General features: G+C 46.9%; 20 protein-coding genes. 7 read left to right on the forward strand and 13 right to left on the reverse strand.

Going from position 1 to position 24,524, the window contains the following annotated elements:
• Window position 1 precedes the first annotated feature (1 nt).
• The 3 genes from BLV62_RS04295 to ggt are packed head-to-tail and all read right to left on the reverse strand — an operon-like array spanning window position 2 to window position 2,677.
• Window positions 2–427 (reverse strand): hypothetical protein, encoded by a 426-nt coding sequence (locus BLV62_RS04295; protein WP_139169926.1) that lies wholly within the window; start codon window positions 425–427, stop codon window positions 2–4.
• A 3-nt stretch (window positions 428–430) separates the two neighbouring features.
• The gene (locus BLV62_RS04300; protein ID WP_089759055.1) at window positions 431–961 is read right to left on the reverse strand and encodes a DUF1572 family protein; all 531 of its coding nucleotides are present in this window, start codon (window positions 959–961) and stop codon (window positions 431–433) included.
• 18 nt (window positions 962–979) lie between these two features.
• The gene (ggt, locus tag BLV62_RS04305; RefSeq protein WP_089759057.1) at window positions 980–2,677 is read right to left on the reverse strand and encodes a gamma-glutamyltransferase; all 1,698 of its coding nucleotides are present in this window, start codon (window positions 2,675–2,677) and stop codon (window positions 980–982) included.
• Window positions 2,678–2,774: 97 nt separating this feature from the next.
• Between ggt and BLV62_RS04310 the strand changes: the two genes are divergently transcribed.
• Window positions 2,775–5,333, forward strand: a complete 2,559-nt coding sequence (locus BLV62_RS04310; RefSeq protein WP_089759059.1) for a M14 family metallopeptidase — start codon at window positions 2,775–2,777, stop codon at window positions 5,331–5,333.
• Between the two features lie 345 nt (window positions 5,334–5,678).
• Here BLV62_RS04310 and BLV62_RS04315 read toward each other — a convergent pair whose 3' ends face one another.
• From BLV62_RS04315 to BLV62_RS04360, 10 genes are all read right to left on the reverse strand, one after another.
• Window positions 5,679–6,284, reverse strand: coding sequence for a redoxin family protein (locus BLV62_RS04315; protein WP_089759061.1), 606 nt, complete (start codon window positions 6,282–6,284; stop codon window positions 5,679–5,681).
• 133 nt (window positions 6,285–6,417) lie between these two features.
• Window positions 6,418–7,398 carry a YihY/virulence factor BrkB family protein gene (locus BLV62_RS04320; RefSeq protein ID WP_089759063.1) on the reverse strand — a complete coding sequence of 327 codons (981 nt, stop codon included), beginning with the start codon at window positions 7,396–7,398 and terminating at the stop codon, window positions 6,418–6,420.
• Between the two features lie 52 nt (window positions 7,399–7,450).
• Window positions 7,451–8,506 (reverse strand): endolytic transglycosylase MltG, encoded by a 1,056-nt coding sequence (gene mltG, locus BLV62_RS04325; RefSeq protein WP_089759067.1) that lies wholly within the window; start codon window positions 8,504–8,506, stop codon window positions 7,451–7,453.
• 117 nt (window positions 8,507–8,623) lie between these two features.
• Window positions 8,624–8,995, reverse strand: a complete 372-nt coding sequence (gene secG, locus BLV62_RS04330) for a preprotein translocase subunit SecG (protein WP_089759069.1) — start codon at window positions 8,993–8,995, stop codon at window positions 8,624–8,626.
• Window positions 8,996–9,001: 6 nt separating this feature from the next.
• The gene (locus BLV62_RS04335; RefSeq protein ID WP_139169928.1) at window positions 9,002–10,531 is read right to left on the reverse strand and encodes a hypothetical protein; all 1,530 of its coding nucleotides are present in this window, start codon (window positions 10,529–10,531) and stop codon (window positions 9,002–9,004) included.
• A 99-nt stretch (window positions 10,532–10,630) separates the two neighbouring features.
• A complete protein-coding gene (locus tag BLV62_RS04340) occupies window positions 10,631–11,152 on the reverse strand; it encodes an LptE family protein (RefSeq protein ID WP_089759072.1) in 522 nt (173 codons plus the stop codon).
• 10 nt (window positions 11,153–11,162) lie between these two features.
• Window positions 11,163–12,401, reverse strand: coding sequence for a sigma-54 interaction domain-containing protein (locus BLV62_RS04345; RefSeq protein WP_089759074.1), 1,239 nt, complete (start codon window positions 12,399–12,401; stop codon window positions 11,163–11,165).
• Window positions 12,402–12,421: 20 nt separating this feature from the next.
• The gene (gene miaB / locus BLV62_RS04350) at window positions 12,422–13,834 is read right to left on the reverse strand and encodes a tRNA (N6-isopentenyl adenosine(37)-C2)-methylthiotransferase MiaB (protein WP_089759076.1); all 1,413 of its coding nucleotides are present in this window, start codon (window positions 13,832–13,834) and stop codon (window positions 12,422–12,424) included.
• A 75-nt stretch (window positions 13,835–13,909) separates the two neighbouring features.
• Window positions 13,910–14,413 carry a hypothetical protein gene (locus BLV62_RS04355; RefSeq protein ID WP_089759078.1) on the reverse strand — a complete coding sequence of 168 codons (504 nt, stop codon included), beginning with the start codon at window positions 14,411–14,413 and terminating at the stop codon, window positions 13,910–13,912.
• 61 nt (window positions 14,414–14,474) lie between these two features.
• The gene (locus BLV62_RS04360; protein ID WP_089759080.1) at window positions 14,475–15,251 is read right to left on the reverse strand and encodes a (Fe-S)-binding protein; all 777 of its coding nucleotides are present in this window, start codon (window positions 15,249–15,251) and stop codon (window positions 14,475–14,477) included.
• 196 nt (window positions 15,252–15,447) lie between these two features.
• Here BLV62_RS04360 and BLV62_RS04365 point away from each other — a divergent pair, with 196 nt between their 5' ends.
• The 6 genes from BLV62_RS04365 (at window position 15,448) to BLV62_RS04390 (ending at window position 24,500) form a co-directional block, all read left to right on the forward strand.
• Window positions 15,448–16,035 (forward strand): RNA polymerase sigma factor, encoded by a 588-nt coding sequence (locus BLV62_RS04365; RefSeq protein ID WP_089759082.1) that lies wholly within the window; start codon window positions 15,448–15,450, stop codon window positions 16,033–16,035.
• 96 nt (window positions 16,036–16,131) lie between these two features.
• Window positions 16,132–17,169, forward strand: a complete 1,038-nt coding sequence (locus BLV62_RS04370) for a FecR family protein (protein ID WP_089759084.1) — start codon at window positions 16,132–16,134, stop codon at window positions 17,167–17,169.
• A gap of 121 nt (window positions 17,170–17,290) precedes the next feature.
• Entirely contained in the window at window positions 17,291–20,755 is a 3,465-nt protein-coding gene (locus tag BLV62_RS04375) for a SusC/RagA family TonB-linked outer membrane protein (RefSeq protein ID WP_089759086.1), read from the forward strand.
• 12 nt (window positions 20,756–20,767) lie between these two features.
• Window positions 20,768–22,231 (forward strand): RagB/SusD family nutrient uptake outer membrane protein, encoded by a 1,464-nt coding sequence (locus BLV62_RS04380; protein WP_089759088.1) that lies wholly within the window; start codon window positions 20,768–20,770, stop codon window positions 22,229–22,231.
• Window positions 22,232–22,242: 11 nt separating this feature from the next.
• Entirely contained in the window at window positions 22,243–23,076 is an 834-nt protein-coding gene (locus BLV62_RS04385; RefSeq protein WP_089759090.1) for a DUF4843 domain-containing protein, read from the forward strand.
• Window positions 23,077–23,093: 17 nt separating this feature from the next.
• A complete protein-coding gene (locus BLV62_RS04390) occupies window positions 23,094–24,500 on the forward strand; it encodes a PKD-like family lipoprotein (protein ID WP_089759092.1) in 1,407 nt (468 codons plus the stop codon).
• The last annotated feature ends 24 nt before the right edge of the window (window positions 24,501–24,524 follow it).

Consider the following 24,524-nt stretch of genomic DNA (forward strand, 5'->3'; position numbering starts at 1 on the left):
GTTACTTTTCCCTTTTGGTGCAGAGAATGAACTGGAAATCGGTAGAGGTAACTTTCATATCGAAATTATCTTCTGTTAATTTCGTAATGGTTACGAGGTTTTCTACCCGGCGATCGCCGTTCTTTGCAGTAACCGAGAGCATGGCGCCATTGCTCAGGATATAGTATTTGCCCGTATCGGCTTTTCCTGCTATAGTTGCCACAAACACGTTGTTGTCCAGGAACTGGTAGTAGGCGTCTTTGTAGTAAGTCCTTTTCAGGTCTTCCGCCTGGATGTACTGCGTATTGCTGATAGGAGATTCAGGTGGTATCTGCACGTCGTAGACCCTCCATTTTTTATTCATCAGCAATTCGTTGGTCTTTTTGCTTTTGCAGGCAACCAAGAGCCCGGCCAGCGAAATAACGGTTAAAGCAATACGTAGATTCATGAATTATTTATTTCCCATTTTTGTTTGGTTGAACTGTGCGGATCCGCCTTTCGGGATAGAAAGGCTTTCCCAGTTTTCGCCCAGTATCATTTTACCTATGTATACAATTTGTCCTACATGGTAAGGAATATGGGCCAGTTGCCTGTTAATGGCATCTATAACGCTATGCGGCTCGCTGCGTATATACACTGTTTTATCCAGGTCGTCGGGCGTTAAGGCAGTAATGGCCTGCAACATGCATTCCCATCCTTCGTTCCATTTTGCCATTACCTGTTCAGCGGTAGGCGCTTGCGCCACAAACTCTTTATCCCGCTCCCTGCCTGGTTTTTCACCATCGGAAGTGAGGAAGTCTGTCCATCTTGATAACATGTTGCCATGCATATGCTGAACAATGATAGCGATGCTGTTAGGCGATCCTTGCGGTTCCCAGTTCAATTGTTCTGTATTCAATCTTAACAGGGTAGTAGTGCCCAGCAAACGGTGAGTATCCAGCCGTTGCACTACGCTTTTCAGGTAAATCTGACCGATAGTCATATCCTTGAGTTTTAAAAATTAATAACCTGCGGCGCTGTCGTCTCCTCTATGGTCGCCGGATGCTTCCAGCTGTTTGGTTTTCGGATCGCGTTTGATGATCTCCGAACGTCCGATGGCGCCCCGTTTCGTTATTTTATATCCCATCTGTTCCAACGCCCGGATGGTGCTTTCCGGGAAATCATTTTCCACCATTACCTGGTCGGGTAGCCATTGGTGATGAAATTTAGGTTTATTGATAGCTTCTTCTGCCGTTAATCCAAATTCCAGTGTATTCATTAACGTTTGAAACACGGAAGTGATGATAGTGGAGCCGCCCGGCGTACCCAGCGAATACAACACCTGGTTCTTTTCCAGTACCAGGGTTGGCGTCATGGAGCTTAGCATGCGTTTGTGGGGGGCAATAGCATTGGCTTCGTTGCCTACCAGTCCGTACATGTTAGGTACGCCTGGTTTTACGCTGAAATCATCCATTTCATTATTCAGCAGGAAGCCTGATCCGCCAACCACGGTTCGGCTGCCGTAATGTCCGTTTAAGGTAGTGGTAACTGCTATTGCATTTCCTTCAGCATCTATGATGCTCAGGTGAGTGGTTTCTTCGCTTTCCGGAAATACGCCGGCCTTGGTGATCTCGCTGCTTCCTGCTTTACCGGGTACAAAGTCCTGCATGCGGCTGGCCAGGTATTTCTTGTCTGTGAGGCGCTTTACAGGTACCTTCACAAAATCCGGGTCGCCCAGGAAGTTGGCCCTGTCGGCATACGCTCTTCTTTCTGCCTCTATCATCAGTTGTACAGCTTCCGGCGAATGGAAGCCCCATTTGGCAATTGGGTAGTTTTCCACCATTCCCATCAGCTGTTGTAAACAGATCCCGCCGCTGGATGGCAGGGGCATGGTTACAATGGTATATTTTTTATAAGGAAATGCAACTGCCTGTCGTTCTTTTGCCTGGTAGTTTTTCAGATCGGCCAGGGTGATGATGCCGTTCCCTCTTTTCATTTCTGCTACAATATTTGCCGCTGTTTCTCCTTGGTAGAAACCTGCCGCGCCTTTATCGCGGATGAGGGCCAGGGTATGGGCCAGTTCCGGCTGGAAAAGGGTATCGCCTGCCTTCCATGGTTCTTCGCGTACAAAGGCGGTAGGAGCGGTATTGAGGCGAATGAACTGTTCTTTGGCTTCATTCAGGTCGCGGGCTTCCGCGGCGGTGATAACATAACCTTTGGCAGCCAGTTCAATGGCCGGTGCAATTAATTTCTTAAAAGGTAAACGGGCGTATTTCATGGATGCAAAGAGCCCGGCAACGGTGCCGGGAACGCCTGCCGCCAGGTGTCCGTCTAAACTCAGCTGGGTAATAGCATTGCCTGCCGAATCCAGGTACATATTCCGGCTCGCTTTTGCAGGAGCTTTTTCACGGTAGTCGATCGCGATGTTTTTTCCGTTCTTCAGGTGCCCAACCAGGAAACCTCCGCCTCCTATATTGCCGGCGCCGGGGTATACTACGGCCAGGGCAAGTTGGGTAGCAATGGCTGCATCTACCGCATTGCCTCCCTGTTCCAGTATCATGGCTCCAACCTCCGATGCCAGGGGATGTGCCGATACAACAGCGCCTTTGGCTACCCGGATGTTCTTCTCTATGGAATAATGGTATGGATCTATAGTTCTTTGGGCATAGGTTGTATACGCGGTACATATAACTACGCCTATAGTCAACAGGAAACGCATGTCTATTGTGTTTGCATCGAAATTAAATTAAAATCATAGAAATCCCCAATTAACGAAACAATTCCTATCTTACAGCATATAATCAGACCCGCTTTTTATGCGCAAATATTTTTCATTGGTGATTGCTTTGCTGGGCTTCCTAAACCTATCTGCCCAGGCGCCAACTCCTGACCAGTTCCTGGGTTACCCGCTGGGAACACAGTTTACGCCACATTACAGGGTTGTCGAATATTTTAAACAGGTTGCAGCTGCAGTAAAGAATGTTAAGATCGAACAATACGGCACAACTTACGAAGGCCGTCCGCTGATCACTGCAACCGTGGCATCACCAGATAACTTCGCGAGGCTGGAAGAGATCCGCAAACACAGTGTTGAGATGTCTGACGCCGGCGGAAATCCCGGCGCCGGTCAACCGGTGATCGTTTGGTTAAGCTATAATGTACACGGTAACGAAGCCGTATCTACCGAAGCAGCCATGAAAACGCTGTACGAACTGGTGAATAACAGTAATGCCCAAACGCAGCAGTGGCTGAAAAATACGGTGGTGATACTTGATCCCTGCCTGAACCCGGATGGAAGGGAAAGGTATGTCAACTTCTACAACACTACCCGTACCCTGAAACCAAATGTTTACCGCTATTCCCGTGAGCATAACGAACCATGGCCAGGCGGAAGGGCCAACCACTATTACTTTGACCTGAACCGCGACTGGGCCTGGCAAACGCAAAAGGAATCCCAGCAACGCGTTGCACGATATAACCAATGGATGCCACAGGTACATGTCGATTTCCACGAACAGGAAATCGAGGCGCCTTACTATTTTGCACCGGCGGCCGAACCGTACCACGACGCAGTTACGCCATGGCAGAGAGAACTGCAAATAATGATAGGCAAAAATAACGCGAAGTATTTCGATCAGCAAGGCTGGTTGTACTTTACGAAAGAACGCTTCGACCTGTTTTATCCAAGTTATGGCGATACCTATCCTATGTACAATGGCGCTTTGGGAATGACCTACGAACAGGGAGGCGGAGGCAGAGGAGGAGTAGCGGTGCTGAAAAAGGACGGCGATACCCTTACCCTTACAGATCGCATCGCTCACCACTATACCACAGGTATTTCAACCATAGAAATAGCTTCTCAGCAGGCAGCACGCATCATTAACGAGTATACCCGTTATTTTGAGAAAGCAAAGAAAGAACCAGCGGGAATTTACCGCTCGTATGTGATCAAAGCGAATGGCAACACAGAGAAATTAGCCGCGCTGGCTAACCTGCTTAAAAGGAACCAGATTTCATTTGGTTACGGCGCCAACGTGAACAGTGCAAACGGGTTTAACTATTTCACCGGTAAAACAGAGAACTTCCAGGTAGAGAAAGAAGACATCGTGATCAACGCATACCAGGCGCATTCGAATATGCTGCGCGTATTATTTGAGCCTACCTCCAGGCTCACAGACTCTGTAACTTATGATATTACCGCCTGGGCAATGCCATATGCTTATGGTTTAACATCTTATGCCGTAAAGCAAGCGCTTACGCCGGCTGCAGATGCGCCAACATTTAAAAATAATACCCCGCTTTCGGCCACCCAGCCATATGCTTACCTGGCGAAATGGAACAGCGTCAGAGACGTAAAATTCCTCTCCGCGTTACTGCAACAGGATGTTAAAGTGCGTTTCACAGAAACGCCGTTTACAGTCGGCGGAAAAGATTTCCCTGCCGGCACACTGATCGTTACCCGTTCAGGAAACAGTAAAAAAGGCGCAGGCTTCGACCAGCTGATCACCAGCCTGGGCAACCAGTTCAATATTGCATTGGATGCGGTACCAAGCGGATTTGTTGACAAAGGCACCGACTTTGGCTCTGATAAAGTAAGATTTATCAAGAAGCCAAACGTGGTATTATTGGCCGGTGAAGGCGTCTCTTCACTGGGGGTGGGAGAGATCTGGCACTTCTTCGAGCAGCAGCTGGATTACCCATTAACGTTAGTGAATACACGAAATTATGGCGCTATCAACTGGGATAATACCGATGTATTGATCCTCGCAGATGGCAACTATGATTTCCTGGACGATAAAGCAGGCAGCGAAAAACTGAAAGACTGGGTAAGGAAAGGCGGGAAACTCATCGCCATTGAAGATGCAGCTGTACAGCTGGCCTCCGGCGAATGGGGTTTTAAAGAAAAGAAAAACCCTGAAGACGAAAAAGAAGGTAAAGAAGGAAAAGAAGAGAAGAATAAAAAAGATAATAAGGTTGCCAGCAAAGTTTACGACGTCATCAAACCTTATGCGAACCGCGAAAGGGAAGAAGTAAAAGAATATATACCAGGCGCTATCTTCAAAGTACAGATGGATAATACTCATCCTTTGGCCTTTGGTTATTCAGATACTTACTACACGTTAAAACAAAGTACTCACCTTTATGATTTCATTTCCTCAGGCGGCTGGAACGTTGGTATCTTAAAGAAAGACAACTACCTGAGCGGCTTTATAGGGGCCAATATCCGCGACCAGCTGAAAGACGGCATGTTGTTCGGCGTGAAGGAGCTAGGCAACGGAAGCGTGGTGATACTGGCAGATAACCCGTTATTCAGAAGCTTCTGGGAAAACGGCAAACTGCTCTTCAGCAACGCTGTCTTCCTCGTTGGTCAGTAATGTTTCACGCAAAGGCGCTAAGATTTTTGGATCGAAGCGAATTTTAAGACCGCAAAGAAGGGGAGATTGTGTTGTGGTTTCCTGCAAAGCTGCAAAGAAGCAAAGAAGCATAAGATATTGTTTTAAGGGGAATAAGAAAGCAAAGAAAAAAGCAAAGAAAAAAGGGAGTGTATATAATATAATATAATCTCTCTTCTCTTTGCTTTCTTAAAAAATCGCTCTGATAAAAAATTCTTATGCTTCTTTGCTTCTTTGCAGCTTTGCGGGAAACCACAACACAATCTCCCCTTCTTTGCGGTCTTAAAATTCGCTACGATCCAAAAATCTTAGCGCCTTTGCGTGAAACTACAAACGCCGGCGGATGTTACACCCAAGGCTGTTGGAGGTAGCAACGTTCACCGCTTTTCCGGCGAGGGTTTCGTTGATAGCGTTTTGCAGGAGGCGGACTTTCACTGTTTCTGCGTTTCCCGGGCTATCGTCGATCGCGCCTTTGTACACCAGTTTGCCGGTTTTATCGAAGAGGAAGCATTCAGGTGTGTGGTTGGCATCAAATGCGTCGGCCAGGGCGGAGTTTTTATCTACAATGTAGTAGCCGTGGTATTGCATAGTGGCAGCGTATTCTTTCATGGCGGCCAAGGATTCGCCTTCGTTGCGGGTAGCTTCATTGGAGTTGATCATGATCACGCCGATACCGTTCTTTGACGCCACCTGGCTGATCTGTTTGATCCTGTCCTGGTTGCGGTGCATATACGGGCAATGATTGCCTGCAAAGATCACCAGCAGACCGTTTTTTCCTTTGGCAGCGTTTAAAGAGATTTCTTTTCCGGAGATATCCTGCCAGGTAAGTTCGGCTTTAGGTATGGGCGCCCCGATCTCCAGCGCAATTTCCGGATTAGGGGTGGCAGCGGATAAAAATAGCGTACAGCAGGATAAATAAAAGGCCTTTATCATAACAGATAATTTTAAGGTCCTGATTCCCAAAATGCGACAGTAAAATTAGTTTTTGGGCCAGCAATTGATCTAGTAAGATATAAGAATTTTTTTTAAAATAAAAGTTTTCGTCAACTATTCTAAACAGGAGGAACTATTTCATTGATTCTGATATAGTCAGCAGATCATCAGGCCGGGCATCTTCTTGTTCCCGATCTTTTAACGCTCTGATGCTTGCATTTATTTCAAACCCTACCAGCAATAAAAGAGAATTGAAGAATATCCATAACATCAATACCAGGATGGTTCCGATGGAGCCGTAGATCTTGTTGTAGTTACCAAAGTTGTTCACAAACCAGGAGAAGCCTAACGTAACCAATATCATTCCTATGGTGGCTACAGCGGCGCCGGCGGTCACGAATTTCCACCTGCGGGTAGTGGCGGCGCCTATCCTGTACAGTACTGCGTTCACAGAATAGAACAACATCACGATCAATACCCACCTGGCAATATCCACTACATTCCTGAGCCATTCGCTTTTAATACCAACGAGGTTGAACAACCAGGTTAAAGTGGCTCCCTGTGCAATGATCAACGCTACTGTAACCAACAGCAACAATACCAGGATAGCGGTTAACTGTAAAGCAATCAGCCTGTTCTGCCACCATTTCCGCTTCCTGAAACCGGCTCCCTGGTTCTTCGAGAATGAACGGAGTATACCCATTACGCCGTTGGAAGAATAAAAATATCCCATCACAAAAGCGATAGAAAGCAAACCATTACGGTGAGTATAGAGGAAGTCGTGGATCATTCCCCTCACTATCATATAGGTGTTATAGTTAGGTGTAAGATCCTGCGCCAGGTCGTATAATGTTGGTTCAATATTCTTTACAGGTACATAGGGAACAAGTGTGAACAGGAAAATGAAGAAAGGAGGAATGGCCAGCAGGAAGTTAAAGGAGATAGCCCTTGCCCTGTCGCCTAATCCGCGGTTTTTAATTGCCTGGCCAAAGTGTTTGAGCACATCATACAACGGCAGGCCCTCGAATCCCGGAAGGAAGAGAGTTTTAGTTCTTTCTACCAGTTTGCGGTAGGGTTTGGACCGGAAGATGATGTTCTCAGGTTTAAATGCCAATGTGCTATTTTAATTTAGGCGAACGGCCAACTGAAAATAATATTTTAGCTGATCAATATCCTCGTTTATTTAATTCTGCCTGGTATTTCCTTGCGTTTTCCAGGTGCTCTGCGTAGGTGGCTGCAAAAGCGTGGTAGCCTGAAAAATCGGCTTTAGCGCAAAAATACAGGTAATCTGTTTCAGGTGTGTTTAATACGGCATTCAGTGTTTTTTCTGAAGGGGTGCAGATAGGTCCGGGAGGCAAGCCGGCATACCGGTAGGTATTGTAGGGCGAATCAAAGAGCGTATGGTTTTCCCTGATCCTTTTCAGCCCGAAATCCTGCAAGGCAAATTTCACAGTAGGATCTGCCTGCAGCCGCATTCCTTTCCTGTAGCGGTTCAGGTATACGCTGGCTATCAGGGGCTTTTCGTCGTTTTTGTTACTCTCTTCTTCTACGATAGAACCGAGTATGGTCACTTCGTTGATCGACAGGCCCAGGTGTGCAGCTTTGGCTTTGCGTTCGTCTGTCCAGAAGGCTTCCCTGGCTTTTTCGATTTTCTTGAAGGCCGCTTCGGCAGAAGTATTCCAGTAGTATTCGTAGGTGTTAGGAAGTACGGCGCACATCACGGTGTTAGTATCCAGTCCGAACTGGCGCAGGTATACGGGGTCCTGCATGAGGGAGCGCAGCACATTGGAATCTGCTTCCAGGTTGGCGGCAATTTTCCTGATAAAGTCGTTTTTTGTACGAAGCTTGGTGATCACCAGGTTGACGGGCGACTGCCTGCCGCTGCGCAGTAATTTGGCAATATCAAAGCTGCTCATTCCACTATTGATCTTATACTTGCCTGCTTTAACATGGGCAGGGTAGTCCATGCGTTTGGCTACCCATTCGAAGCTGGAGCGGCTGCGGATGATCCCTTGTTCTTCCAGTCCTTCCAGTACGTCGTTATAGGTGCTGTTGGTGCGGATATAGAAGTATTTATTATCTCCGAAGGCTTTGGTGTTGGGGCCGAAGATCCGGTAGGAGAAATACACGATAACGCCGGCTACGAGGCAGCAGGCGATCACGATCACTCTTTTGATCCACGCGTTATTGGAATTAGCTTTTTTACTTTTTTTCTTTGCCATATAAAGAAGTTACAGCTTAAAGCGGCATTTAATAAGGTTTTTCAATATGGAAAACTGTTCCATTAAAAAAACCTCGCGTTATCGGCGAGGTTTTAAAGTAAATATAAAAAGTTAATATTATTTACCGTTTGGCGCTGGAGCCGGAGCTGGCTGACCCTGAGGTACAGAACCAGGCAATTGAGCTGGCGCTTGTTGAGGAGTAACCGGCTGACCTGCTGCCGCTTTTTCAACAGCGGAAGGAGCGAGGGTCTGGGTACTGCCGCCTTTACCAATGAAAAAAGAAGAGGTAAGGCACAGTACAGCGATGATCGCTGCCAGGATCCAGGTACCTTTTTCCAACACGTCTGTAGTCTGACGTACTCCAATCACCTGATTGCCAACACCGCCAAAGCTGCCGGATAATCCGCCGCCTTTAGGGTTCTGGATCAGCACAAAAAAGCCTAACAACACACAGGCTAATATGATCAGAATACCGAAAATTATCAACATAGATTATTATTTATTTTTGTCTGTTAGTGTCTTTAATTCTAATATCTTTTGCGCAAAATAAGCGTTTTTGTCGGGATTAAGCAAACTTAATTTTTGATATATCTTAATGGCATTGTCATATTGCTTTTGTTTAGCCCATATTTCTGCCAATGTTTCCGAAACAATATCGGTGTTAAAGGTCAGCGAGTTCACTGCCATTTTTTCTACCGTCTCTGAAATTTCAGGCTTTTCATCCTCATCATATATCTTGTTCAGCTGCTGCTGATACCAGTCTTTGCTGCCTTTAGCCACGAAATCCTCTTTCATCCGGCGCAGCCAGGAGGTAAAACTTCTCATTTCCGCAGCTCCCTGTGCATTCAGTTCATCTGCCTCTTCAGGATGCTTTAACCGCTTATACGCGAAATAGTCGTCTGTATACAGCGGCTGGAATATCAGCTCTGTTTCCTCTGTCTGGGGCATATTTAAAGGGAAGATCCTGATGCCGCCCTTGTTAGCGGCGTTGTCTTCCGGCTCGGCGACGGCTTTTATTCCTTCTTCTTCTACTTCTGTATCCAATGCTTCGTTTTCTTTATATTCATTTTCCAGTGAGGCGTCAAGCGGGGTAGAGGACTCCAGCTCCAGGCCTGTCTCTTCCCTGCTTTCAGCAACTGGTTGGCTGGTGATAGTTTCTTCTTCTTCCTGTTCCTGCAATACCGTACCTGTTTGCTGGTCGTGCAGCGGTTCCTGTGTTGTTGCAGTAACAGCCGGTTCGCTGATATTTGTTTCCCAGCCGGAGGCAAGGAAAACCGGCAACGCTTCGGCAGGCGGTTTCACCGTAATGCCGATCTTATCTTCAAAGGTTCTGTTTATGCTCTCGTAATCTGCGGCAGCGGTTTGTGCTGCTGCTTCGTTAAAGTTATTCTCTTCTTCCGGCGGCTGGATTGCTTCTTCGGTTGTTTCTCCTGGCAGGTTATCTTCCGGCAGGGAAGGAAGAATATGGTCTTCCGCCTGTGGCAATTCTTCCGGCGGCTGGATTGCTTCTTCGGTTGTTTCTCCTGGCAGGTTGTCTACCGGCAGCGAAGGAAGAACATGATCTTCCGCCTGCGGCAATTCTTCCGGCGGCTGGATTGCTTCTTCGGTTGTTTCTCCTGGTAGGTTGTCTACCGGCAGCGACTGAAGAACGCGATCTTCTGCTTCCGGGAGTTCCTCTTCAGGCAGCAGTTCGCGGACCGGCGACGCCTCAGGGAAGACAGGAAGCGTTTCCGGTGCTGTTGGCGCGTCAACTTCTTCCTGTATGATGATATTATTATTACTTTCTTCTGAAAAATTGTCTCCCGGCAAACCATCTTCCGGGATCGCCGGGGCAATCCGGTCTTCTACTTCAATAAGAACCGGGTCTTCCATGATCAGGTGATAGCCGTAGTGGGGGTGACTGGTATATACCAGAGCTTTCTTGATGGCGCTGTTTTGAAGATCGCCAGTTTGCTGATACACTTTACGCGCCAGCAAAATGCGGGCGGCCGAAAAGTAAGGATGCTCCTGGAGCACTTTTTCCATCAGGGACTGATCTACTTGATGGAGGGAAGCTTGCAGAAACACATGTGCTATAATCCGGTTTGCCATCATAGATTGCTAATGTAGTAAAAAATGAATGAATTACCAGTTAGCAAAAGCCCTGTTGAATATATCGTCTGTGATCCCCGGGATAAGCGGATCGTCCAGCAATTGGTTCTCTACGCTGTTGGCTGTTCTCCTGGCATCAAATTCGGCAGAACGGCTGAAAGACTGGGTAAAACCCTTTTTATCACCAATCCTTTTAATGAAGGTTACGTTAACGGTAACAGTTAACCTCGATTGTGTTGGTTTATCAACATCGGTTACCGCGGCGTTGCTGAAAGAGTAGCCTGTAATGGTTGCCCTGAATTCGTAGTCGGCTTTCCCTTCGGTTTCAGGCACCAGCGTCAGGCGGGTTTGCGACGTGATCTTGTCACGCAGTTTCTGGGTCATTTTCTGGCTCAGGGTCGGGTTATTGATAGGCGCCCTGTTCTCGATAAAACGAACGTTCACTGTTTTGGCTTCCGGCTCAATACTGGCTCCGGTAGCGGAATAGTGAACAGAGCAACCTGACATCAGTCCCAGGACCGCGAAAACGACAAAAATTTTTATGTATCGGATCATTACAATTCGTTTATTCGGCGATGTTATATTCTTTTAGTTTGCGGTACAGGGTTCTTTCAGAAATACCCAGGTCCAGCGCCGCATCTTTTCTTTTGCCTTTGTGTTTTTTCAGCGCTTTCACGATCAGCTCTTTCTCTTTATCGGCAATAGATAATGTTTCTTCCACTTCTTCATGATGGTCGATCTTATTATCTGCCAGGATGATAGGCTGAGCGGGGCTTAAACCCGGCGATGGAACGGCTACATCTGCAGGAGCGCTGTAACTGTGCAATACATGGTTGTCGGGATGAAAATCCGCTGAATGTGCGATGTTAGGATTTTGCAGGATGTCGAAGAACATTTTCTTCACTTCTGTTACATCCTTTTTCATATCGAAGAACAGTTTATAGAGAATATCCCTTTCGCTGGCAAAATCGCCGCCCTGTTGCTGTGTTTGCGGTGCAAGAACAGGCAGCCTGTTCACTTCCGGCTGTTCAGGCAGGAAGCGTCTCAGATCTGCCGCTGTGATCAGTTTGTCTGTCGCCAGTACGGAGATCTGCTCTGCAATGTTCTTCAACTCGCGGATGTTACCTCTCCATGGATAATTCACGAGGATATTCCTGGCTTCTTCATCCAGTTGAATGGAAGGGGTTTTATATTTTTCTGAAAAGTCGACAGAGAATTTCCTGAACAGCAAAGGAATATCTTCTTTCCTGTCGCGCAGCGCGGGTACCCTGATAGGTACGGTGTTCAGGCGGTAGTAGAGGTCTTCCCTGAACTTGCCCTGTTGGGTGCGTTCCAGCAGGTCTCTGTTGGTGGCTGCTACCACTCTTACATCTGTTTTCTGTACTTTGGAAGAACCCACCCTGATATATTCGCCGGTTTCCAGTACGCGTAATAAACGCGCCTGGGTACCCATTGGCATTTCCCCGATCTCGTCCAGGAAGATAGTACCGCCGTTCACTGTTTCGAAGTAACCTTTCCTGCTGTCTACCGCGCCGGTAAAGGATCCTTTTTCGTGCCCGAACAATTCAGAGTCTATCGTTCCTTCAGGTATGGCGCCACAGTTTACTGCTATAAAAGGATTGTGCTTCCTTGCGCTCAGTGCATGAATGATCTGTGAAAACACTTCTTTACCAACCCCGCTTTCCCCATTGATCAATACAGTAAGGTCTGTGTTTGCAACCTGCACAGCCACCTGTAATGCATAGTTCAGAGCAGGACTATTACCAATAATGCCAAACCTGTTTTTTATAGCCTGTATGTCCATATACCTTAGTTTTAAAAGTATTAACCCACTGCTTTCCCGATAAGGGTACCGGAAGTGCAGCTTTCCACTTTTACCATTACATAATCCCCTTTCTTATAATTTTCTTTAGGGAAGATGATTGCCTTGTTTTGATCGTTACGTCCGAAGAGCTGATCAGCCGATCTTTTAGAAGGACCTTCCACCAGCACTTTGAATGTTTTGCCGACTTCCTTCTCCATATTTTCGGCAGAATGACGGCGGTGCAATTCCACGATTTCGGCCAGCCTTCTTTTCTTCACTTCTTCCGGAACATCATCCCGGTATCTCCTGGCGGCCAGGGTGCCCGGGCGCTCGGAGTAGAAGTACATATAAGCCAGGTCGTATTTTACATAATCCATTAAACTGAGGGTATCCTGGTGTTCTTCTTCCGTTTCTGTGCAGAAACCGGCGATAACATCTGTAGAAATACCGCAGTCGGGCAGGATTTCGCGGATCCTGTCCACTTTTTTGATATACCACTCCCTGGTATAGGTGCGGTTCATCAACTGCAGGATACGGGTATTACCGCTCTGCAACGGCAGGTGAATATAGTTGCAGACGTTTTCATACTTTTTCATGGTAAAAAGTACGTCGTCTGTAATATCTTTCGGATGGGAGGTACTGAAACGTACTCTCAGCAAGGGATTGATCTGCGCCACCATTTCCAGGAGGTTGGCAAAGGTCACTGTTTCACTGCCATCGTCGCTGATCCAGTAGTAGGAATCCACGTTCTGGCCCAGCAAGGTCACTTCCCTGTAGCCGTTATTAAACAGGTCGGTTGCTTCCCTGACAATGGAATGTGCGTCCCTGCTGCGTTCGCGGCCCCTGGTAAACGGCACCACGCAGAACGTACACATATTGTTGCACCCGCGCATGATAGACACGAACGAGGTAACGCCGTTGTTATCCAACCTTACAGGACTGATATCGCCATAGGTCTCTTCACGGCTCAGTAATACGTTCACAGACTTCTGACCGCCTTCTGCTTCCGCTATCAGGGAAGGCAGGCTGCGGTAAGCGTCCGGTCCCACAACAATATCTACCAGTTTCTCTTCTTCCAGCAGTTTGCCTTTCAGGCGTTCGGCCATACAGCCTAAAACGCCTACCAGCATACCAGGTGTACGCTGTTTATATCTTTTAAACTCTGTAAGCCGGTTGCGAACTGTTTGTTCCGCTTTTTCGCGTATAGAACAGGTATTAACGAGGATCAAATTCGCTTCTTCCACATTCCGGGTAGGTCCATAACCTTCCTCTCCTAAAATAGAAGCTACTATTTCACTATCATTGAAATTCATCGCACAACCGTAGCTTTCAATGTAGAATCTCTTATTATATGTTTGGGTGCTGGCCGCAACGGGAGCATATGCCTCTCCCTGGCGACTTTCATCATGCACTTTAGAATCCAGATCTAGCATCCTGACAAAAATTTAGGAAGGCAAAAATAGGAATAAAAATGTAAAAATGCCATTATGGCAGAAACTTTAGCAGGATTAAACCTGCAAGCCCAGCTTTTTAGCCATCCAACTGTCTTTCAGCGGGATCAGCCATTTGGTGTCCAGGTCTTGCTTCGTCAGCACAGTATTGTTCAGGTAGAGGGTGTTCTCGTTAATGTAACCTTTCTCTAAAGCATAGGCAACCTGGGCCATAGGCAGGAGTTGCACTTTATCATTTACAATAAAACCCAGCAATAACCTGTCGAACAGGTTCACTTCATACTGGCGTTCAATACTTTTAATAATACGAACGGAACTGTCGGTGCTGCATCCGCTCACCGCGGTCTGGGTTTCGTCTGCTATTAATATGATCACCTGGTTGTACACAACGCCGCCCCATCCTTTTACCGGGTCGCCATGTGCATTCCATTGGGCTGTGAACTGGTACAGCTGTTCATTGATCTCTATTACTTCACGTTCGTTGAATGGACGGTTACTCTGATATATCCAGACCCTTGAATCCGGCGAAAAGCCGGCAGGGAATAAATTACTTGTATTCATACTGCAAAACTAAGCATTTATAGATTGGTGAAACTGGTTTACCAACTATAATAATTTTTGTTTATATATTTTGCGCGATCAACTCGGCAATATCCATCACTTTTACTTCTTCTTCCTTACCGGCTTCTTTAACGCCATCAGTCAGCATGGTCATACAAAAAGGACAGTTGGCGGCAATAACAGACGCCCCGGTGCTTACGGCCTCCCGGCCCCTTTCCACGTTCACCCGCACATTTCCTTTTTCTTCTTCCTTAAACATCTGCGCGCCACCAGCTCCGCAACAAAGGCCTTTGCTGCGGCAACGCTTCATCTCCACAAGTTCTGCATCCAAAACTTCCAGCACTTTCCTGGGCGCTTCATATATATTATTACCTCTGCCCAGGTAGCAGGAGTCGTGGTAAGTGATTTTTTTACCTTTAAAAGCGCCTCCTTCTTTCATTTTGATCTTTCCTTCGTCGATCAGCGATTGCAGGAAACTGGTATGATGGATCACTTCATAATTGCCTCCCAGCGCCGGGTATTCGTTTTTCAGCGTATTGAAACAATGAGGACAGGCGGTAACAATCTTCTTCACATTATACATGTTCAGGAGCTGGATGTTGTTCTGCGCCATCATCTGGAATATGAATTCGTTCCCGGCTCTGCGGGCCGGGTCGCCTGTACAACTTTCTTCCTTTCCCAATATGGCAAACTGCACACCTACTTTGTCCAGGATCGCCGCAAATGCGCGGGTGATCTTCTGTGCACGCTGGTCAAAGCTGCCGGCGCAACCAACCCAGAACAAAATTTCAGGTGTTTCTCCGTTTGCGGCATATTCCGCCATTGTTTTGATCTGCATTCTCAATTATTTAAATTATCGATCCAAAGATTGTACGCAATCATGTTAAAAGTCTGAAAAATAATAACCTGTCTAAGATATTTACCGGTTGGCTGAAATTGCCGCACTTGCATACTAACGTTAGTATTTATATCTTTAAGACAATTTGAATATAAAGATAAAGAATTGAACTGCACAAAATTTAAATCTAACTGAATTGTACGCCGACCTTAATGACAAGGAGTTATGGATCAAGCTGATGGAAGGCGATAAAGAGGCGTTGTCTTTCATTTACACGCAGCATTTTCCTGCTTTGTTTAATTATGGAATGAAGATACACCAAGACGAAACCCTGGTGAAAGATTGTATTCACGATCTTTTTGTTACGCTTTGGTTAAGCAGGCAACGTTTATCCGTAACTGACTCTGTAAGGTTCTATTTGCTGGCCAGTCTTAAACGCAACATCCTGCGCAGCCTGAAACCGCTCTATGTTCCTCATCTCTATGAGAAAGCCATGGAAGACGCTGACTTCAGCTACTCTCCCGAACAGATCATTATCGGGGACGAACAGGAGCAGGAGCAACAGCAGAAACTGATTCGTGTTATCAACCAGTTGCCACGCAGGCAACGGGAGGTCTTGCACCTGCGCTATTTCCAGGGCCTTGATACAAAAGAAGCGGCTGCATTGATGTCGTTGAGCGTAAACGCTACCTACGTATTGCTGTCGCAGGCCCTGAGGTTCCTGAAAAAGCACAGCGATAAGCTGGTTTCGCTGATCTGGATACTGATCCTGCCATGCAGCTAGGGGCTTCATTCAACCAACCGGAAAAAAATTTAAAAATTTTTGATAAAAGACGCTAAGATCTGATCAAACTTCGTCTTTATACCATAAGTATCGCTCATGAGTTTCAGAGAATATACGATTGCTGATTTCATACAGGAACCTTCATTCCAACGTTGGGTATGGCAACAGGACGCTGCTGCGACGGCCTTCTGGGAGGAATGGCTGCGCAACAATCCCGATAAAAGGGAAACAGTGGAACAGGCGGCAAACTGGCTGAAGGTAATGAAAACGGCAACCTATAAACCATCGGTCAACGATACGGAAGAAACATGGAGCCGGATACTCCGGACCATTGAAACAACGGAAAAGCATAATAAGTCAGGGCTCTTCCATCTGCCGCCGATTATCAGCCGGCGCGGAAGCCGGAAATGGATCCCTTACGCCGCAGTACTGGCCATTATTGCCATTCTTTATGGAGCTGCATGGTTCATGTTTTCCAGGGAAGAGGTAAAGCAGGTAACGGCAATGGGAGAATTAAAGACCATCTGGCTGCCCGATAGTTCTGAAGTCTTGTTGAATGGCAACTCCAGCATCCGGTACGCCACAGGCTGGAAACGAAATAAACCCAGGGAGATCTGGCTGGACGGGGAAGCATTTTTTACCGTAAAACACCTGCAGAACAACCAGCGTTTTATCGTTCATACGCCGGATGTGGATGTACAGGTTACAGGAACTGAATTCAACGTAAACACCAGGAGAGTAAAAACCCAGGTTGTGCTGAACAGCGGGGAAGTAAAACTGGCATTGAAACAACAGCCGGATACCCTCATAGTCATGAAACCTGGCGACATGGTCACTTATTCTGTTACCACGCGGTTATTGCGTAACGAAAAAGTAAACCCTGAAGCCTATACAGCCTGGCAGCAGCGAAAACTGGTGTTCGCCGATACGCCGATAGCGGAAGTAGTAAAACAGATCCAGGAAAACCTGGGGATAGAGATAGAACTGGAAGATGAAAAAATAGGACTGCAAACATTTACAGGCATAGTACCAATAGAGAATATCGACCTGTTCTTTAAAGTATTGTCAAAATCATTACCAGTAACCATAGAAAAGATAGATTCAAATAAGTATAAGATCAACCAAATAAATTAAAGGAGTAATAAATTTTTATTTAACAAAAAATAACTGCGCTATGCAGAATAGTATTTCTATGCCCGGTTATCAACCAGCAGCATAAGCTGTAAAAATTATTCAACCAACCTAATTGAGTATTATGAAGTTTTTTTACGCCAATCGGCTTGGCGGCAGGACGTTGTCTGTCTTGTTGCTATGCCTGCCTCTTACTTTGTCCGCCGTTCCGTACCGGGCTCCCTATGCCTATAATTTTGTTCAGCAACAGCTGTCGCTGAAAGAAATTATTGCGAAGCTGGAGTCGGTATACCGCATTAAGATCAATTACACAGGCAATACCATAGAAGGTATCCGGGCCACTATGCCCCCTCCTAAAGTGAGCAGCCAACAACTCCTTCAATATCTACAGGGTTTCCTGGCTCCCCTGTCCCTGGAAGTGGAGCAAACAGCCGTTAACTATTTCATCATCTATAAAAAAGATAAACCAGCCAGACCTGCTCCGGCAACGATTCCTCATTCCGCGCCCCAGGCCGTGGTAAAGGATACGGTAACGCCGCATAGCGCTACTCCTGCGCCGCAGCAACCCGCGCCTCAACTGGTGAGGGGAGAGGTGCTGATGGAAGACGGACTCCCCATCCCCGGGGCTACCGTTGTGGTAAAAGGCACTGCCAATGGTACCCAGTCGACCCCCGACGGGAAGTTTGAACTCAGGAATGTTCCCGACGGCGCTACCCTCGTCTTTAGCTATATAGGCTATAAAACCCAGGAACTAAAAATACAGAAACGTACAGGCGTTGTTGTTACCCTGCGTACGGATATGCAGTCCCTGAAAGACGTAGTGGTGAACGGTTACCAACAGATCAAAAAGGATAACTTTACAGGTACGGCCATCACTATTACGGGAGAAGAACTAAAACGATTTAACCCGCAGAACATCCTGGCCAGTATACAATCCTACGACCCTTCGTTCAGGATTGTCGACAACAATTTTGCAGGTTCCAATCCCAACGCCCTGCCTAATATCAACGTGCGTGGTACTACCGCGTTGCCTTCAGGCAGCAACCAGCAGCTATCCAGGAATCAACTGAACAATATCACCAACCTTCCCCTTTTTGTAATCGATGGTTATCCTGTTCCTGTTCAATCGGTATACGACCTGGACCCCAGCCGTATTGCTGCGGTAACATTGCTGAAAGATGCCGCGGCAACTGCTGTTTACGGCTCCAGGGCCGCCAACGGCGTATTGATCATCAATACCCGCCCTCCAAAAGAAGGAAAGCTTTCACTCTACTATAACTACGAATTCAATACCACAACACCCGACCTCACCGCCTATCATGTGCTGGATGCCGAACAAAAGCTGGAATATGAAAGACTGGCAGGCGTGTATACATATAAAAATGCCGATAGCCAGCAGTCGCTGGACGAACAGTATTATGCCAAAAGACGCAATGTGCTGGCGGGGGTAAATACCTACTGGTTATCCCAGCCCCTGCGCACTGATTTTGGCCATAAACACGGCATTTCACTGGAAGGCGGTTCCGCTACCCTGAAATACATAGTAGATGCCCGCTATCAAACCAACGCGGGTGTAATGAAGGGCTCAGGACGCGATCGTTACAGCCTTTCCACCAATCTCCAGTATAACCTGAGCAACAATAAACTGATGTTCAGGAACCTCTTCACCGTTTCACAGGTGAAAGGAAAAGAATCGCCTTATCGCTCCTTCTCCAACTACGTTGAAATGAATCCTTATTACCCACGTACTGATTCTAACGGCCACTTGTTAAGAGAGGTAGATAAATATGGCTACAGGGACCCAAATAGCGGTAATTCACTTAAATCGGCCACTGTACTGAACCCGATGTACGAGGCCTCTATCGGGAGCTTCGAAAAATCTGCCTACCTGGAATTTGTAGATGCGTTTTCTGCTGAATACAATGTCAGCAACAGCCTGCGTTTGCGCGGCGATATCAGCATCACCAAACGTGTTACCACCGGCGATAAATTCGTATCCCCGCTGAGCAACGATTTCTATAGCTGGACCGGCGACGATCTGAAAGATAGGGGTACCTATAACTATACAAACAGGGATGAATGGCAATTGAACGGCAACCTGGTACTGAATTATAACAAGGCGCTGGGGCAACATTTTTTCAACGCTTCCGCCGCATTGAACGTACAGGATCAGAAGTCGGCCTTCAAAAGCTTTACAGCGCAAGGATTTACGAACGACAGGTTTACAGACATCGCCTTTGCCCGCAGGTATGAAAAAGATAAAGCGCCGGGAGGAGAAACCTACGAAGAGCGCCTGGCAGGTTTGCTGGGTAGCGTTAACTACTCCTACCAGAACAAATACCTGATGGATGCAACCCTGAGAGTGGACGGCTCTTCCAAATTTGGCGCAGATGCGCGTATGGCGCCATTCTGGTCGTTCGGCCTGGGCTGGAACGTGCATAACGAAAGCTTCTTCCCTAAAGGGGGGCTTATTTCCCAGCTGAAACTGAGAGCTACCACCGGTTTAACTGGTGAAGTATCTTTCCCAGCCTATCTTTCCAATACTACTTATCAATATTATACAGGCGACTGGTATTCCACGGGCGTGGGCGCTGTGTTCAAAGCCTACGGCAACGCGGGCCTGAAATGGCAGCGTACAAGGAACTACGACTGGAGCGCCGATATCAGCTTGCTCAACGACCGTATTTATCTTTCCCCTCATTATTATACCAAGCTTACAAAAGATCTGCTGGCAGATATCAACGTAGCGCCTTCGACCGGTTTTTACCAGTATAAAGAGAACCTGGGAGAAATGAAGAACACAGGATATGAGTTCTATTTACGCGCCAACGTTTTACGCAGCAGGAAATGGTCTGTGAACCTGAACGCCAACATGGTTCACAACAAGAACATCATCACTAAAATATCCAATGCGCTTAAAGCCTACAATGATGAGATAGACAAGCAGCAGAACGATAACCCCGATCTGCGGTCGGTAGCCCTGTTGCGTTATAAGGAAGGGCAGTCTATGAATACCATCTACGCAGTAAAATCATTGGGTATCGATCCTGAAAACGGTAAAGAGATCTTCCTCAATCCTGATGGTTCCCGGACCTACGAGTACAATGTAAAGAATACAGTGCCGGTAGGAGATGAAACGCCAGCATTGTACGGCTTCTTCGGCGGCAACGTGGCCTTTGGAAACTTCATGCTGGAAGTAAGTTTCTACACTAAGTTTGGCGGCGACTATTACAACCAGACCTTGCTCGACAGGGTAGAGAATGCAGACCCGAGGTTTAACGTAGACTCCAGGGTGCTGGCAGAACGTTGGAAACAACCGGGCGATGTTACCTTCTTCAAGGACATTGCCGATCAGAACATGACAAGGGCTTCTTCCCGTTTTGTGCAGAAAGAGAACAGGCTCGAATTTAAATCGCTTTACTTCTCGTATGAAGCGCCTGCGTCTTTCTATCAGAAACTCAGGATGAAAAGCCTGCGGTTTTCTTTAAACATGAATGATATCGGTTATTGGTCTACCGTCCAGGCAGAAAGAGGTATAGATTATCCTTTCGCCAGGAGTTACACCTTTTCACTTCAAACCAGGTTCTAAAATCATTACTCAATGAGAAAATACTTTTTACTGTTTATACTTCCATTATGTCTTTCCTGCAAGAAGTGGTTAGATATAAAACCTATCTCGGAGGTGTCAGAAGACGACCTGTTCGCTGTAGATGCAGGGTTTAAAGACGCGATCAACGGGCTTTACAGCCGTTGCACCCAGGAAGATCTGTATGGCCGTGAATTGATGGGCGGGTTGCCGGACGTACTTGCACAAAATTATACCATACCGGTATTAGACCAGGTAGGGTACAGGGAAGCATCGCTGTTCAATTACAAGAATAAACGCATTATCGAGCGCAAAGACAATATCTGGAAAGGGCTGTATGAAGTGATCGCCAATTCCAATATCATCCTCGACCAGGCTGCAAAGCGCCCGGATGTACTGTCGGCGCAACTGGCAGGTATTGTAAAGGGAGAAGCGCTGGCAATGAGAGCCTATTGTCATTTCGACGCGCTGAGGTTATTTGCACCTTCTTTTGCTACAGGCGCCACAGCCAAAGGTATTCCGTATGTTACCGCCTTCACCAAAAAGGCAGCGCCTATGCTCACCGTGAGCCAGGCTATGGATTCTATTCTCAACGATCTGAACACCGCCAAGCAGTTGCTGAAAGCAACAGATCCTATTGTATTGCCAGGTTATAAAGTAGGATACCCGATAAAGGATTCTTCTTCTGAAGATGTAGGCGATATATTTCTCCAGCAACGCAGGCACAGGTTGAATTACTACGCTGTATGCGGCGAGCTGGCCAGGGTTTATCTCTACAAGAACGACAAACAGAATGCGCTCCTCAATGCCCTGGAAGTGATCAATGCCAATAAATTTCCCTGGACCAAGCAGGAGGATTTCCTGAATGGAGATGATGAAAAGAAAGACAGGATATTGTATAAAGAGTTGCTGTTCGGATTTTATATGCCTAACCGTTCAGGATCACTCAACGACCAGTTCAGGGGTACGGATGTAAGCAGCCTGGTGATTTCAGGCGCAGAAGTACAAAGCATTTATGAAGTGGCCGGGGTAGGAGGAGACGATTTCAGGTTCAAACAATGGTTCACTGAAGAATCTTCCAGTGCCGGTACCTATTTCCAGCTGGATAAATACAAAAGGGATGGCGATGCCAATATCCATTACCAGATGGGCCCTGCAATCAGGTTAAGCGAGATCTATTACATCGCAGCGGAATGTACTTTCAGTCAGAACCCGCAAAAAGCCTGGGAATATTTTAACGAAGTAAGGTTGCACAGGGGGATTGGCCCGAGAGGTACCGACGAAACAAATCCAGATATTTTTTACCAGGAGCTGATCAAGGAAGCCAGGAAAGAATGTTATGGAGAAGGACAGGTGTTTTATATGTATAAACGCCTGAACAGGGCCATAGTAGGGGCAGCAGGTAAACTGATCCCCGCTTCCAATGCCATTTTTGTATTGCCTTTGCCTGATGATGAAATCGTATACGGTAACAGATAAACTTTTAGCACATGAAAAAATTTATTCCGGTTTATATAATCTGCAGTTTGTTGCTATGGTCCTGTACCAAAAGAAGTGAATTGCTGTACGAGCAGTCTGCCAGCGTATATTTCGACTTTACAGACGATATAAAACAAACGAGGATAGATAGTTTCTTTTACTCGTTTGCTTTGTTCCCTGAGAAATCAAAAGACACTATTTACCTACCTGTACGTATCTCCGGCCTGCGCACCAACACTGATCGTTATTTCAAGATCCGTGTAGATGCGTCATCTACCGCTGTGCCGGGGAAGCATTTTGTACCGCTGCAAGACCAGTATAAAATGCCTGCCGATTCAGGAAGGGCCGTAGTACCTGTTATCCTGCTGGGAACAGATCCCAGTCTTACCACCACTGCGGTTACCCTACTGCTGAAAATGGAAAGTACTCCATCATTACCCAGCCAGTTCCCGGCTATGGACTCTGCACGCATCACGTTTTCCAATCTATTGGTAAAACCTGTATGGTGGGTAGTGTGGCAGGGAGAACTGGGCGAATATTCCAGGGTTAAATACGAGCTGTTTATCCGTACATCCGGTACAACGGAGCTGCCTAAAGACCAGACCGACTGGCAGTCGACCCCGCGTGTTTTATACTTTACCCGCAGGTTCAGGGCCTTTTTACAAGACCCGCTTACCAGGATAGCCGACTATACGCAGGAAGGATATGTGATTACAAAGAACACTGACGGCACCTATGTTTTCTATAACACAGGCAATCCAACAAAGCAGTATCCATTGCGTTACAACACAGCAGATGGCAAATATTATTTTGTTGATGAAACAGGAGAACTGGTGCTTCCTTAAACTTCAATCGCTATAACATGAAATATACTTTACTATATATACTGGGGCTCGCCATCTTTTTAACTGCCTGTTATAAAGACAAAGGCAATTACGATTATCACCCGATCGGCGAGCCGGTGATTTCTAATTTTGATACCCTATATACCGCCGTGGTAGGCGATAGTTTGATCATCAGACCTAAGGTGGTGCTGCCTTCCGGCAACACGAAATACCAGGGACACTGGACTATCAGCGTACCCGGACAGATGTATGCCGAAGAATATGATGGTCAGAACCTGGAGATCGTATTCGGTTTGGGAGCGGGTCGTTACCCTGCTGTACTGGCAGTGTACGATAGCGTGTACAAGATGAAGTACTTCTACAACTTCGTGATCAAGGCTACCACGGCGTTTTCACAAGGCATGATCGTATTGAGCGACGCAGGCAGTTATTCGGCTATTTCTTTCATCAAACCATCTGGCGAGGTGCAGCCTAATGTATACACGGCCATCAACCAGGATACCCTGCCTCCCGGCGCCGTGCAGCTGGCAATGATGAAGAATGTGAACTACGGGAACCTGATCACCGGCTACTGGGCTGCTTACAGCACAGGAGGCGTATTGCTTGACCCGGGTACTTTGCAAAGGACTAAAAAACTGCAGCAGAATTTTTATTCTGATCCCGGCCCTCTCACTGTTACCAGGCTTGACGGCGTAACCATCGGGGTGCCGGTAGCGATCATGAACCATAAGATGTATGTTGGCGCTATGGAAACGGCTCCATTTGCCACTTACTATGGATATTTCGGAGTGCCTTTATCAGGAAACTATGAACTGGGCAAACCTTTGATAGGCAACAATCCCGAAGCCAGTGGGTATTGGCTGGGATACGAAACATCCAAACAGAAACTGGTTCGTATGGACTGGCGTAATTACCTTGATACCAACTATGTGATGCGTGATTCGGCCTTTAATCCAAAACAATTGAAGATGACCGTATGGCATATGGATAAATTCAATGATAATGAATGCTATGCATTCTGCGATAGCGCCGGGTCGGTAAGAGAACTGCGCTTCGGACTTGAGTTTATGGACCCCGGAAAAGACCCTGTTTTCCATGCCTATGCAAAGCGTAAACCTGTTATTGCGGCACAGATCAATGCCTCCACTGTTTGGGCAGCGTCACCCGTTGGTGTTTTCTTCTTCACGCAGGGAGATAAGATCTTCAGGTATAATCCGCTGAACCAGGAGGTAAAACCGCTCGCCACCAGCTTCGACGGCAAAACGATCGGCATGCTGAAGATCCTTGAAAACGGCAACAAACTGCTTGTGGGCGCCAGCGGTAGCATCGCATACCTGGATATCAGCGTTGGCCATAACGGAGATAAGATCAAACAGGTAGACGGCATCCCCGGTGTCCCGGTAGATGTCATCATCCGCGAGTAGTTGCACGCAGAGGAGTTTCACGCA

It is taken from the genome of Chitinophaga terrae (ex Kim and Jung 2007), assembly GCF_900107795.1.
GTDB classification, from domain to species: domain Bacteria; phylum Bacteroidota; class Bacteroidia; order Chitinophagales; family Chitinophagaceae; genus Chitinophaga; species Chitinophaga terrae.

What these genes read in the sequence shown, in the direction of transcription:
- BLV62_RS04295 (WP_139169926.1), bottom strand. Translation starts at nt 427, where the DNA reads ATGAATCTACGTATTGCTTTAACCGTTATTTCGCTGGCCGGGCTCTTG.
- BLV62_RS04300 (WP_089759055.1), bottom strand. Translation starts at nt 961, where the DNA reads ATGACTATCGGTCAGATTTACCTGAAAAGCGTAGTGCAACGGCTGGAT.
- ggt (WP_089759057.1), bottom strand. Translation starts at nt 2,677, where the DNA reads ATGCGTTTCCTGTTGACTATAGGCGTAGTTATATGTACCGCGTATACA.
- BLV62_RS04310 (WP_089759059.1), top strand. Translation starts at nt 2,775, where the DNA reads ATGCGCAAATATTTTTCATTGGTGATTGCTTTGCTGGGCTTCCTAAAC.
- BLV62_RS04315 (WP_089759061.1), bottom strand. Translation starts at nt 6,284, where the DNA reads ATGATAAAGGCCTTTTATTTATCCTGCTGTACGCTATTTTTATCCGCT.
- mltG (WP_089759067.1), bottom strand. Translation starts at nt 8,506, where the DNA reads ATGGCAAAGAAAAAAAGTAAAAAAGCTAATTCCAATAACGCGTGGATC.
- secG (WP_089759069.1), bottom strand. Translation starts at nt 8,995, where the DNA reads ATGTTGATAATTTTCGGTATTCTGATCATATTAGCCTGTGTGTTGTTA.
- BLV62_RS04335 (WP_139169928.1), bottom strand. Translation starts at nt 10,531, where the DNA reads ATGGAAAAAGTGCTCCAGGAGCATCCTTACTTTTCGGCCGCCCGCATT.
- BLV62_RS04340 (WP_089759072.1), bottom strand. Translation starts at nt 11,152, where the DNA reads ATGATCCGATACATAAAAATTTTTGTCGTTTTCGCGGTCCTGGGACTG.
- BLV62_RS04345 (WP_089759074.1), bottom strand. Translation starts at nt 12,401, where the DNA reads ATGGACATACAGGCTATAAAAAACAGGTTTGGCATTATTGGTAATAGT.
- miaB (WP_089759076.1), bottom strand. Translation starts at nt 13,834, where the DNA reads ATGCTAGATCTGGATTCTAAAGTGCATGATGAAAGTCGCCAGGGAGAG.
- BLV62_RS04355 (WP_089759078.1), bottom strand. Translation starts at nt 14,413, where the DNA reads ATGAATACAAGTAATTTATTCCCTGCCGGCTTTTCGCCGGATTCAAGG.
- BLV62_RS04360 (WP_089759080.1), bottom strand. Translation starts at nt 15,251, where the DNA reads ATGCAGATCAAAACAATGGCGGAATATGCCGCAAACGGAGAAACACCT.
- BLV62_RS04370 (WP_089759084.1), top strand. Translation starts at nt 16,132, where the DNA reads ATGAGTTTCAGAGAATATACGATTGCTGATTTCATACAGGAACCTTCA.
- BLV62_RS04375 (WP_089759086.1), top strand. Translation starts at nt 17,291, where the DNA reads ATGAAGTTTTTTTACGCCAATCGGCTTGGCGGCAGGACGTTGTCTGTC.
- BLV62_RS04380 (WP_089759088.1), top strand. Translation starts at nt 20,768, where the DNA reads ATGAGAAAATACTTTTTACTGTTTATACTTCCATTATGTCTTTCCTGC.
- BLV62_RS04385 (WP_089759090.1), top strand. Translation starts at nt 22,243, where the DNA reads ATGAAAAAATTTATTCCGGTTTATATAATCTGCAGTTTGTTGCTATGG.
- BLV62_RS04390 (WP_089759092.1), top strand. Translation starts at nt 23,094, where the DNA reads ATGAAATATACTTTACTATATATACTGGGGCTCGCCATCTTTTTAACT.